The sequence below is a fragment of the Devosia sediminis genome (assembly GCF_016411825.1).
GTDB lineage: Bacteria > Pseudomonadota > Alphaproteobacteria > Rhizobiales > Devosiaceae > Devosia > Devosia sediminis.
On sequence record NZ_JAEKMH010000001.1, the window covers coordinates 1,050,035 to 1,061,988 of the forward strand.

The 11,954-nt window shown below is 63.1% G+C and carries 11 protein-coding genes; 6 read left to right on the forward strand and 5 right to left on the reverse strand.

All coding sequences use genetic code 11. The features are described from left to right. The first annotated feature begins 4 nt into the window (after positions 1–4). Both ugpE and ugpC read left to right on the forward strand, forming a co-directional pair. Positions 5–847 (forward strand): sn-glycerol-3-phosphate ABC transporter permease UgpE, encoded by an 843-nt coding sequence (ugpE, locus tag JEQ47_RS05530; protein WP_198875360.1) that lies wholly within the window; start codon positions 5–7, stop codon positions 845–847. A gap of 5 nt (positions 848–852) precedes the next feature. Next, a complete protein-coding gene (gene ugpC / locus JEQ47_RS05535) occupies positions 853–1,896 on the forward strand; it encodes a sn-glycerol-3-phosphate ABC transporter ATP-binding protein UgpC (protein WP_198875361.1) in 1,044 nt (347 codons plus the stop codon). A 232-nt stretch (positions 1,897–2,128) separates the two neighbouring features. Here the strand turns inward: ugpC and JEQ47_RS05540 are convergent, their stop codons facing one another. Continuing rightward, a complete protein-coding gene (locus JEQ47_RS05540) occupies positions 2,129–2,479 on the reverse strand; it encodes an MmcQ/YjbR family DNA-binding protein (protein ID WP_198875362.1) in 351 nt (116 codons plus the stop codon). Between the two features lie 116 nt (positions 2,480–2,595). On the opposite strand from JEQ47_RS05540, the gene mgtE reads away from it, so the two are divergent. From mgtE to JEQ47_RS05555, 3 genes are all read left to right on the forward strand, one after another. Beyond that, the gene (gene mgtE, locus JEQ47_RS05545; protein ID WP_198875363.1) at positions 2,596–4,011 is read left to right on the forward strand and encodes a magnesium transporter; all 1,416 of its coding nucleotides are present in this window, start codon (positions 2,596–2,598) and stop codon (positions 4,009–4,011) included. A 376-nt stretch (positions 4,012–4,387) separates the two neighbouring features. Further along, complete coding sequence (locus JEQ47_RS05550) at positions 4,388–5,065, forward strand: glutathione S-transferase family protein (protein WP_198875364.1); 678 nt, start codon at positions 4,388–4,390, stop codon at positions 5,063–5,065. After that, on the forward strand, positions 5,062–5,487 hold the full coding sequence (locus tag JEQ47_RS05555) for a DUF1489 family protein (RefSeq protein ID WP_210337937.1): 426 nt from the start codon (positions 5,062–5,064) through the stop codon (positions 5,485–5,487). The genes JEQ47_RS05550 and JEQ47_RS05555 overlap by 4 nt, the downstream gene beginning before the upstream one ends. Positions 5,488–5,710: 223 nt before the next feature. Here the strand turns inward: JEQ47_RS05555 and uvrA are convergent, their stop codons facing one another. The 4 genes from uvrA to scpC all read right to left on the reverse strand — a co-directional run bounded on the left by uvrA (position 5,711) and on the right by scpC (position 11,096). Further along, positions 5,711–8,605 (reverse strand): excinuclease ABC subunit UvrA, encoded by a 2,895-nt coding sequence (uvrA, locus tag JEQ47_RS05560; RefSeq protein WP_198875365.1) that lies wholly within the window; start codon positions 8,603–8,605, stop codon positions 5,711–5,713. Continuing rightward, positions 8,602–8,796 carry a hypothetical protein gene (locus tag JEQ47_RS05565; protein ID WP_198875366.1) on the reverse strand — a complete coding sequence of 65 codons (195 nt, stop codon included), beginning with the start codon at positions 8,794–8,796 and terminating at the stop codon, positions 8,602–8,604. The genes uvrA and JEQ47_RS05565 overlap by 4 nt, the downstream gene beginning before the upstream one ends. A 22-nt stretch (positions 8,797–8,818) precedes the next feature. After that, positions 8,819–9,460 (reverse strand): LysE family translocator, encoded by a 642-nt coding sequence (locus tag JEQ47_RS05570; protein WP_198875367.1) that lies wholly within the window; start codon positions 9,458–9,460, stop codon positions 8,819–8,821. Between the two features lie 136 nt (positions 9,461–9,596). After that, positions 9,597–11,096, reverse strand: coding sequence for a succinyl-CoA:acetate CoA-transferase ScpC (scpC, locus tag JEQ47_RS05575; protein WP_198875368.1), 1,500 nt, complete (start codon positions 11,094–11,096; stop codon positions 9,597–9,599). Between the two features lie 312 nt (positions 11,097–11,408). Between scpC and ssb the strand changes: the two genes are divergently transcribed. After that, on the forward strand, positions 11,409–11,924 hold the full coding sequence (gene ssb / locus JEQ47_RS05580; RefSeq protein ID WP_198875369.1) for a single-stranded DNA-binding protein: 516 nt from the start codon (positions 11,409–11,411) through the stop codon (positions 11,922–11,924). The last annotated feature ends 30 nt before the right edge of the window (positions 11,925–11,954 follow it).

The window sequence follows — 11,954 nt, forward strand, 5'->3', positions numbered from 1 at the left end:
GCATATGGTCGAAAATCGCCCCTGGCTGACCTTCTTCACCCACGCCGTGCTGGTCATCGGCGTCATCATCGTGGTGTTCCCCGTCTATGTGGCGCTGATCGCCTCGACCCATGGTCCCTTCGCCATGGGCTCTGGCCGGATGCCGCTGCTGCCCGGCGACCAGTTGTGGAACAATGTGGTCGAGGTCCTGACCGAGACGCGCCGTGGCGCCGCGCCCTTCTGGCTGATGGCGTGGAACTCGCTGTGGATGGCCGTCATCATCACCGCCGGCAAGATCGTCATTTCGATCCTTTCGGCTTTCGCCATCGTCTATTTCCGCTTTCCCGGGCGGGTGCTGGCCTTCTGGATCATCTTCATCACCCTGATGCTGCCGGTCGAGGTGCGCATCATCCCCACTTTCGCCGTGGTGGCGAACCTGGGACTGCTGAACTCCTATCTGGGCCTCACCATTCCGCTGATCGCTTCGGCAACGGCAACCTTCCTGTTCCGGCAGTTCTTCATGACCGTTCCGGACGAATTGATGGAAGCGGCGCGCGTCGATGGAGCGGGGCCGATGAAGTTCTTCCGCGATATCCTGCTTCCCTTGAGCCGCACCAATATCGCTGCGCTCTGCGTCATCCTCTTCATCTTCGGGTGGATGCAGTACCTGTGGCCGATGCTAGTGACCACCGACCCCAATTATTACACGCTGATGATGGGCGTGAAGCGCATGGCGGCCGTCCAGGATGCGGACCCGCAATGGAACATCATCATGGCGGCCGTGGTCATGGCCATGTTGCCCCCCGTCCTCATCGTCATCTTCATGCAGCGCCTGTTCGTCAAAGGCCTGGTCGAAACGGAGAAATAAGAACAATGGCAAGCATCGACATCAAAGGCGTGCGCAAGGTCTATCCGGGCAATGTCAAGGCTATCCACGCGCTCGACCTCAGCATCGAGGACGGCGAAATGGTCGTGCTGGTCGGCCCCTCGGGCTGTGGCAAGTCCACGCTGCTGCGCATGATCGCGGGGCTCGAGACCATTACCGACGGCACGATTTCCATTGGCAGCGACGTGGTCAACCGCAAGGAGCCGGCCGAGCGCGACATCGCCATGGTGTTCCAGAACTATGCGCTCTACCCGCATATGAGCGTGCGGCAAAACCTGGAATATGGCCTCAAGAACCGAGGCACACCGCGCGACGAGATCGACCGGCGGGTGACCGAGGCGGCGCGGATACTGGAGATCACGCCCTTCCTGGAGCGCAAACCACGCCAGCTTTCGGGCGGACAGCGGCAGCGCGTGGCCATGGGTCGCGCCATCGTGCGCCAACCCAAGGCGTTCCTGTTCGACGAGCCATTGTCGAATCTCGACGCCAAGCTGCGCGGGCAGATGCGCATCGAAATCCGCCGGCTGCAGCGCAACCTCAAGACCACCAGCGTCTATGTGACCCACGACCAGCTCGAAGCCATGACGCTGGCCGACCGGCTGGTGGTCATGAATGGCGGGCGGATCGAGCAGGTGGGCAAGCCGATCGACCTCTATGACCGGCCTGCCTCGCTGTTCGTAGCAGGGTTCATCGGTTCGCCGCCGATGAACCTGATCCCGGTGGAACAGTTGCGCGCGCTGGCGGGCGCGGCAATGCCGGTGCTTCCTGAGGGCACCGATATCCTGGGCATCCGGCCCGATGGTATAATGGTCGGCGGCAGCGGCGGCATCCCATTGTCGGGCGTGGTGGAGCTGATCGAACCGGTCGGTGGCGAAAGCCACCTCTATGTGCGGGTCGAAGGGATCGACCAAGTGCTGATCCTGGTGCTGCAGGGACGCGCCGAAGTGGCCGAGACCGAACGCGTGGACTTCGTGCTGCCGGTCGCTGCGCTACACGGGTTCAATCGAGAGAGCGGGAAACGAGTGGAGTAAGTCACCCCACCGAGCTCTGCTACGGCCCTGACGGGCCTAGCGACGCTACCTCCCCTTCGTATGGGGAGGTGATGAAGAACATTTCAACCTGCGCTGCGCCGCCCTCGGGCTTGACCCGGGGGCCACTGCCCGGTGGCACAATGACGGTGTGGTGACTCCCAAGCAGGCCCTCGGATCAAGTCCGAGGGCGGCACGGTGGCTGGGGCAGGGCCGGGATCACGCTGGCCGAGTTTCAGCCCTTCTTCAGCTTTTCCGGGGCCTTGAACGTCCAGGCGTCGTGGAGGCGCAGGGAGAGTTCCTCGTCGCTGATGCGGTCGAGGCGGATGAGCATGGCGTCGTGGCCGACATAGTGTTCGGTCTCGAAATAGAGATCGGGTGAAATCTCCATCAGCAGCACCTTCTGGTCGACCGGGCATTGCAGCACGGCCGTGCTTTCATCGAGCAAGCGAATGAAGGCGACACCGCCGACCTTGAGGGCGGGTGTATTGAAGCTGGTGCTGCGCTCGACCTCGGCGAGGCTGCGCGCCTCGGCCAGCTTGGCGAGGCGCTCGAAGGCGGATTCAAGGCTGGGACTGGACTGCATGGGTGACGCTCCGCAGTTGCACGAAAAAGCAGTGCGGCAAGTCTGGCGCAAGCCTTGCCGATTGGCTACATGCTTGTCCTGCCCCTGAAACCCCGCAGACACGCAAAGGGCTCCCGATGAGCGACGATTTTGATCTGCCGCCCGGCCCTGATGCCGGGACTGACAGCAACATGTTCCGCGATGCGGAAGGCCATATCAGTCCGCTCTGGCTGGAGCGGCTGCGCGCCTACCTGGAAGCCGGACGCCATGACGATGTCGCCATGGTCATGGCGCCGCTGCACCATTCCGATGTCGGCGACGTGCTCGAGCAGCTCGACGCCGAAGAGCGGGTGGCGCTGGTGCAGGCGCTGGGCGACAAGTTCGACTTTTCCGCGCTGACCGAGGTCGACGAGAGCATCCGCCTCGAGATCATGGAAGCCCTGCCCAATGCCGACATTGCGCGCGGCGTGGCGGAACTGGACAATGACGACGCCGTCTTCCTGCTCGAGGACCTCGAACAGCAGGACCGGGACGAAATTCTCGACGCGCTGCCGACCTTCGAGCGGCTGGCACTGAAGCGTAGCCTCGATTTTCCCGAGGAATCGGCCGGCCGCCGGATGCAGACTGACTTCATTGCCATTCCGCCGTTCTGGACGGTGGGACAGGTGATCGACTACCTGCGCAAGGAAAAGGACCTGCCGGACGAATTCTACCAGCTCTATGTGGTGGATGCCGCCTACAAGGTGCAGGGAACGCTGCCGCTCGACAAATTCCTGCGCGCGCAACGCGCCACCAAGATCGACGCGATCATGAATACCAGCTTCGAGCTGGTGAAGGCCGAGGAAGACCAGGAAGAAGCCGCCCGCACCTTCGAGCGCTATGACCTCGTGGAAGTGGGCGTGGTGGACGAGAGCGGACGCCTGGTCGGCGTGCTGACCATCGACGACATCGTCGACGTCATCCATGAGGAAGCCGACGAGGACATCAAGCTCCTGGCGGGCGTCGGCGACGAGGACGTGTCGGATACGACCGTGGATACGGTCAAGAGCCGCGTGCCCTGGCTGGTGGTGAACCTTTTTACCGCCGTGATGGTGAGCTTCGTGATCGGCCTGTTTGGCGCCACGATCGACCAGATGGTGGCGCTGGCTGTGCTGATGCCCATTGTCGCCTCGATGGGCGGCAATGCCGGGGCGCAGACCATGACCGTGACGGTGCGCGCGCTGGCCATGCGCGAGCTGGATGGCGGGCGCCTGAGGCGCCTCATTCGCCGCGAAATGGTGGTGGGCGTGGTCAATGGCGTCATCTTCGCCATTCTGATCGGCATCGTCACCGCGCTGCGCTATGGCGACTACCAATTGGGAATCGTCATCGGTCTCGCCATGGTGATCAACATGATCGTGGCCGGCACGTTCGGAATTCTGGTGCCGCTGACGCTGGACCGGCTCAAGGCCGACCCGGCCATCGCCTCCGCCGTGTTTGTCACCACCATCACCGATGTGATTGGCTTCTTTGCGTTTCTTGGAATTGCAGGATTGTGGTTCGGGCTGTTCTGACCGGTCCAAGCCGCTCTGCGAGGCTGTGGAGTGTTGCATTCTGGTCGCTTGCAAGCGTTAAGGCGCACGGCTAACCATTCGTTACCGGCTGGAACGACCCGATTAGTGGAGCGTTCAAGAGTCCGGTGTGAATGGCTGACAAGGAGCGATCTATGCGCAGTCAAACCAAGACCATTGCCTGGCAGACGATGAGCTGGGCGCTGGTATGCCTCGTTTCCATGGGGCTGGTTTTCTCCGTGGTTGCTAGCGTCTGAGATTGGTGGCCGGATTGCCCGAAAGGGTCCGGCAGAAGACGCTGGAGTTCTTCACTGCAAAAGGTTTAAACGAAGGGCGCCCGGCCACTGGGCGCCCTTCAGTTTTGAGGTGAGGATTTTCCATGAAGCTCCTGATCGGGAATCGGAATTATTCCACATGGTCGCTGCGGCCCTGGCTGGTGTTGCGGCACTTCGAGATTCCGTTCGAGGATGAAGTGCTGCAGCTTTCGGGGGCCGGCTGGCGCGAGACGCTGGCCGCCCGCTCACCCACCGGCAAGGTGCCCGTCCTGCTGGACGGCGACCTCGTCGTGCCCGAGACCATCGCCATCATCGAGTATCTGGCCGACCTTTATCCTGAAAAGCCGATCTGGCCGGCCGATCGCGCCGACCGGGCGCGGGCGCGGGCGGCTGCAGCGGAAATGCACTCGGCCTTCATGGGCCTCCGGAGCAATGCGCCGATGAACCTGCGCGCGTCCCATCCGGGCAAGGTGAACCTCGACGCGGTGCGCAAGGACCTGCACCGGGTGGAAGTGCTGTGGGGCGATCTGCTGGCGCGTTCGGGCGGACCCTATCTGTTCGGCGCCTTCACGGCCGCCGACGCCATGTTCGCGCCGCTGGCGACGCGCCTGCGGACCTATGACCTGCCGGTATCGGACGTGGCAGGACGCTATGTCGAGGCGATCTATGCGCTGCCCGCCTTCCAGGACTGGCTGGCCCAGGCCCTGCAGGAGCCATGGGTGGTAGACGACGACGAGATCGACGTGATCCAGGGCCGGGTCGCGCCGGGGACGATTGCATGATCCATATGGTCAAGCTCTGCGTCGGCGTCGCCAGCGTGGAGGAACTGGAAAGCTATCGGGACGAGCGCGCCCATTGGTGGGACGCCGACTATGGCGAGGACGTGCATGTGCACCGCACCCGCATGATGCCCAAACGCGGCGCCGAAATGGAAGGCGTGTCGTCGATCTACTGGGTGATGTCGGGGACGGTGTGCTGCCGGCAGCGCATCCTGCGGCTGGCGCCCTATACCGATGCCGAGGGCAAGGATTACTGCGATATCATCATGGCGCCCGATATCGTCAGGACCGTGCCCTATCCCAAGCGGCCATTTCAGGGCTGGCGCTACCTGCGAGTGGAAGATGCGCCGCCGGACATGGAGGCGGGCGGCAATGACAATTCGGCAGAGATCGCAGCCGAGCTGGCGCGGATGGGGCTGATTTAAGGGGGCGTTGAACGCTCCTGCACCCACAGGCCGTCACCCTCGGGCTTGACCCGAGGGCACTGTACTTACCGAAAGTGCGTCTAGTGTAGAGCCCTCGGGTCAAGCCCGAGGGTGACGATCAGTGGCGGGACAGCGCCGGTGCACTTGCGAGAGACCCCGTACCCCTCATCCGCCCTTCGGGCACCTTCTCCCGCAAGGGGAGAAGGGGAGCCGGTGGTAGGGTTTACTCCGCTGCCCTTGTCGCGAAATGTGGGCGGCGGTCCATGACTTCCTTGAGGTAGGTGCCGGTGTGGGAGCGCTTGTTGGCGGCCACATCCTCGGGTGTGCCGACGGCAACGATCTCGCCGCCGCCATCGCCGCCTTCGGGACCGAGATCGATGATCCAGTCGGCGGTCTTGATGACTTCGAGATTGTGCTCGATGACGATGACGGTATTGCCGCCATCGACCAGTTCATGGAGCACTTCCAAGAGTTTGGCGACGTCGTGGAAGTGCAGACCCGTGGTGGGCTCGTCGAGCATGTAGAGGGTGCGGCCGGTGGCGCGCTTGCTTAGTTCCTTGCTGAGCTTGACGCGCTGGGCCTCGCCGCCTGACAGGGTCGTGGCGGGCTGGCCGACCTTCACATAGCCGAGGCCGACGCGCTGCAGCGTCGCGAACTTGTCGCGGATGACGGGGACGGCCGAGAAGAACTCGACGCCCTCGTCGATTGTCATGTCGAGGACGTCGGAGATCGACTTACCCTTGAACTGGACTTCCAGCGTCTCGCGATTGTAGCGCTTGCCCTTGCAGACGTCGCAGGTGACGTAAACGTCTGGCAGGAAGTGCATCTCGATCTTGAGGACGCCGTCGCCTTCGCATTTCTCGCAGCGGCCACCCTTGACGTTGAAGCTGAAGCGGCCGGGCCCATAGCCGCGGGTCTTGGCTTCGGGCAGGCCGGCGAACCATTCGCGCAGGGGCGTGAAGGCGCCGGTATAGGTGGCCGGATTGGACCGCGGGGTGCGGCCGATCGGCGACTGGTCGATGTCGATGACCTTGTCGAGATATTCGAGGCCTGTCAGCGATTCATGCGGGGCCGGGACGACGCGGGCGCCGTTGAGACGGCGGGCGATGGCCTGGTACATGGTGTCGATCATCAGGGTCGACTTACCGCCGCCGGACACGCCGGTGATAGCGACGAACATGCCCAAGGGCACATCGACCGAGACGTTCTTGAGATTGTTGCCGGTCGCGCCCTTCACCGAAAGGGCCTTACCCTTCTTGCCCTCGCGGCGCTCGGGCGGCACGGGGATACCCATGCGGCCGGAAAGGTACTTGCCGGTGAGGCTATCGGGATGATCGAGAATGTCCTGCGGCGTGCCTTCGGCGACGATGCGGCCACCGTTGACGCCGGCACCGGGCCCGATGTCGAGCACATAGTCGGCGGTGAGGATGGCATCTTCGTCATGCTCGACGACGATGACGGTGTTGCCGAGGTCGCGCAGGCGCTGCAGGGTTTCAAGCAGGCGGGAATTGTCGCGCTGGTGGAGGCCGATGGACGGCTCGTCAAGCACATAGAGCACGCCCGTGAGACCCGAGCCGATCTGTGAGGCGAGACGGATACGCTGCGATTCACCGCCCGACAGGGTGCCGGAATTGCGCGACATGGAGAGGTATTCGAGACCCACGTCGTTGAGGAATTTCAGGCGCTCGCGGATTTCCTTGAGGATGCGCTCGCCGATCTGCGACTGCGTGGCGTTGAGCTTGTCGGAGAGGTCGATGAACCACTTCGACGCCACCTTGATCGACATGTCGCTGACCTGGCCGATATGGAGGCCATCGATCTTGACCGCCAGGGTCTCGGGCTTGAGACGATAGCCGCTGCAGGCTACGCACGGCCTGGCCGACATGTACTTTTCGATCTCTTCGCGCATGCCGGCGCTTTCGGTTTCCTTGTAGCGGCGCTCAAGGTTGCCGATGACGCCTTCGAAGGGCTTGGTTGTCTTGTACTGGCGCAGGCCATCGTCATAGACGAAGTTGATCGGCGTCTTGTCGGTGCCATAGAGCACGGCATGCTGGACGTCGAAGGGCAGCTCGTTCCAGGCGGTGCCGGTGGAGGCACCGAAATGCTTCACCACGGCCTGGAGGGTCTGCTGGTAATAGGGCGCGGAGGTCTTGCTCCAAGGCAGGATGGCGCCATCGCGCAGCGACATGGTCGGATCGGGGACGATCTGGTCGGGATCGATCTTCTGCTCGGTGCCCAGGCCATCGCAGACCGGGCAGGCGCCGAAGGGATTGTTGAACGAGAACAGGCGCGGCTCGATCTCGGCAATGGTGAAGCCGGAGACCGGGCAGGCGAACTTTTCAGAGAAAGTGATCTGGCGGGCGGTGCCGTCCTCGTTCTTCTCATCGGCGAACTCGACCAGGGCAATGCCCTCGGCCAGCTTCAGGGCCGTCTCAAAACTCTCGGCGAGGCGGCCGGAGATTTCCTTGGAAACGACCAGACGATCGACCACGACTTCGATGTCGTGCTTGAACTTCTTGTCGAGGGCGGGCGCATCTTCGATCTCGTGGTATTCGCCGTCGATCTTGACGCGCTGGAAGCCCTTGCGCATCAGGTCGGCCAGTTCCTTCTTGAACTCGCCTTTGCGGCCGCGTGCGATGGGGGCGAGGAGGTAGAGGCGGGTGCCCTCGGGTAGCTCCAGCGTGCGGTCGACCATCTGCGACACGGTCTGCGATTCAATCGGCAGGCCGGTGGCGGGGGAATAGGGAATGCCGACGCGAGCATAGAGCAGGCGCAGGTAGTCGTAGATTTCGGTGACGGTGCCGACGGTCGAGCGCGGATTGCGCGACGTGGTCTTCTGCTCAATGGAAATAGCGGGCGAGAGTCCTTCGATGTGCTCGACATCGGGCTTCTGCATCATCTCGAGGAACTGGCGCGCATAGGCAGAGAGCGACTCCACATAGCGGCGCTGGCCTTCGGCATAGATGGTGTCGAAGGCGAGGGAGGATTTGCCGGAGCCGGAAAGGCCGGTCATGACGATCAGGCTGTCGCGCGGCAGCCTGACGTCGATGCCCTTGAGATTGTGCTCGCGGGCGCCACGCACGACGATTTCACGATTGAGACTGGGCGTAGGCTTCATAGTTCACGTCCGTGGCAAGTCGCGCCGATAGGCGGCACAGCAGCAATGAGGTCGAGGAGGGCTGGAAAGCCCATGAAATAAGTCTCGCGCGCCGCGGTTGCAAGCCATGGCGGCGCATGGCTGGATAGCGTCGCCGTCACCTTAGCGTGTCCCGCCGACTTGGCAAAAGCAGCTTTGTCCTTCGTGAACATCTGCAGAACACCTCGGATTCGGTCAAGTGGCGGGCGTGGCGAGCGTATGCCAGGCGGTGACGGCGGCGGCCAGGAGGAACAATGCACCAGCGCCGCGACTGATCCAGATGGTGGCCGAGGGGTGATCGACCAGCGCATCGCGACCACGACCGGCAGCGAGCGCCAGGCCGCCATAGACGGCGCCCTGGGTAAGGACAGTGATGGCACCGAGCGCCAGGGCCTGGGTCCAGGCGGGACCGAATTCGGGCCGCACGAACTGGGGAAACACCGCCAGCACGAACATGTAGGCCTTGGGATTGAGCAGGCAGGTGATGAGACCCTGTCGGAAGGCGGCGGCCTCGGTGCGTGTGGTGGCAAGGCCGATGCCGTCCACCGTGATGGTGCTGCGGACCAGCGTGTAGCCGATCCAGGCCATATAAGCGGCGCCCGTGATCATCATGGACTGCACCAGCAGGGTGGGGAGCTGGGTCAGAACGCCGACTGCCAGCGTGCCGACAAGGCTGTGGACAGCGCCGCCCAGCATCACGCCGGCCAGCGCTGCCATGCCCATGCGGCGTCCGCCGGTCAGCGTATTGGCGAGCACGAAGAACATGTCCATGCCCGGCACGACGACGATGCCGAAGACGAGGACGGTGTAGAGCCAGAGGGCCTGGGTATAGTCCATGGTGATTTCCCGGGTGTCGGGAAGGGCATGGGGCAGGGCTGCTGACAGGGGGAGTCAGGAGCGGAACGCGATACACAAAGAGTCTGAGGTCCCGGCCCGGCTTTCCCCCTGAAGAAGGGGAAGAGAAGATGACGGATCAGACCCTCATGCTGCCGGTGGCCTTTCTGCGGATATGCCAGGAGAAGGCTTCTTCGAGCAGGTGCGGGGTGTGGCCGCCGCGGGCACATGCGCGGGTAAAATAGTCGTCGAGCTGGGCCCGATAGGAAGGGTGAACGCAATTGTCGATGATGAGGCGGGCGCGCTCGCGCGGGGCGAGCTCGCGCAGATCGGCCAGACCGACTTCGGTGACAAGAATATCCACGTCGTGCTCGGTGTGGTCGACATGGCTGACCATCGGGACGACCGAGGAAATGGCCCCATCCTTGGCCAGGGACTTGGTGACGAAGATGGAGAGCGAGGCATTGCGGGCGAAGTCGCCCGAGCCGCCAATGCCGTTCATCATCATGGTGCCATCGACATGGGTGGAATTGACGTTGCCATAGATGTCGAATTCGAGCGCGGTGTTGATGCCGATGATCCCGAGGCGCCGGATGATCTCGGGGTGGTTGGAAATCTCCTGCGGGCGCAGCACCAGCTTGTCCTTGTAGCGTTCGAAATTGCCAAAGACCCGCTCGGCGCAGGGCGCGCTGAGGGTGATCGAGGAGGCCGAGGCAAAGGTGAGCTTGCCGGCATCGAAAAGATCGAAGGCGGAGTCCTGGAGCACTTCGGAATAAAGGCGCAGGTGGTGGAAGGGGCCATCGGCCAGGCCGCGCAACACGGAATTGGCGATGGTGCCGATGCCTGCCTGGAGCGGCTGCAGCGTGAGATTGAGCCGGCCTTGCGCGACTTCGCTTTCAAGGAAGGCGATGAGGTGATGGGCTATGGCATCGGTTTCGCCATCGGCGGGAAGAATGGTCGAGGCGCTGTCGATCTCGTTGGTGATGACGATGGCGGCGATCTTTTCGGGCGGGATCTGCACATAGCGCGTGCCGACACGGCTGTCGCAGGCCATGAGCGGGATCGGGGCGCGGGTGGGGCGCTTGCTGGGAATGTAGATGTCGTGGAGGCCATCGAGACCGAGCGGCTGGGAGAGATTGATCTCGACGATGACCTTTTGCGCCAGAATGGCGAAGCTGGCGGAATTGCCGATGGAGGTCGTGGGGATGATGCCGCCATCCTCGGTGATGGCGGCGGCCTCGATGATGGCATAGTCGATGGGACCGAGCTGGCGCGAGCGCAGATGTTCCACCGTTTCGCTCAGGTGCTGATCGATGAACATGACCTCGCCGCGGTTGATCGCCTTGCGCAGGGTGGGATCGGCCTGAAAGGGCATCCGGCGGGCCAGCACATGCGCCTCCGTCAGCATGCGATCGATGTCGTGGCCGAGCGAGGCGCCGGTGATCAGGGTAATGCGGAAGGGGTCGGTGGCCGCGCGTTCGGCCATGGCCACCGGCACGGCCTTGGCGTCGCCGGCCTTGGTGAAGCCGCTCATGCCCACCACCATGCCATCTTTGATCAGCGCGGCGGCCGCTGCCGGCGTAGTGACTCGGTCGAGCAAAGCAGGGTGGCGAATGCGGGCACTGAGATCGGTGTTCATGTCGGCTTCCGTGAAAAGACGCTGTGGCCATAAGGGATGGTCACACCTCGCGCTTTGACACCGATCAAGGAAAGTTTGTTGACACCTCCATCGTGAGAACATAAAGAGAACATCAGGAGGCGCCTGGCTCGTGAGGGAGACGGGTCGCGGCGCGAAGATTGTGCGAAAGCGGTAATTTTACCGGTACCGCGGGCCGGAAAGGTCTATGGTGCAGGCCATGGCGGGCGGGCGCATGGGCCCGGTTTCCCGCGACAGACACGAGAGCGTCCCGGACCCCATGCAGGCCGGGACTGAATTGGAAGGATATGCGCCATGGCTGGCAGCGTGAACAAGGTCATCCTGGTCGGTAACCTCGGTAACGACCCGGAAGTGCGGAACCTGCCGAGCGGCGGCAAGGTGGTCAATCTCAGCGTCGCGACGTCGGAACGCTGGCGCGACCGCAATAGCGGTGAGCAGCGCGAAAAGACCGAATGGCACCGCGTGGTGATCTTCTCGGAAGGCCTGGCGCGCGTCGCGGAGCAGTATCTGCGCAAGGGCAGCAAGGTTTATATCGAAGGCCAGTTGCAGACCCGCAAATGGCAGGACCAGTCCGGCGCGGACAAGTATTCCACCGAGGTGGTCTTGCAGAACTTCAATTCCTCCATGGTGCTGCTCGACGGCCGTGGCGAAGGCGCTGGTGATAGCGGCGGCTATGGTGGCGGTGGCGGCGATACCGGATTCCGTGGCGTGCGCGACAATTCTGGCAATGGCGGCGGTGGCGGACGGCGGCCGTCGTCCAATGCGCCGGCCTTCGAGCCGGGCGGCATGGATGACGACATCCCGTTCTAGACCCGGGTAGTTTTCGGTTTGTAAAGATAA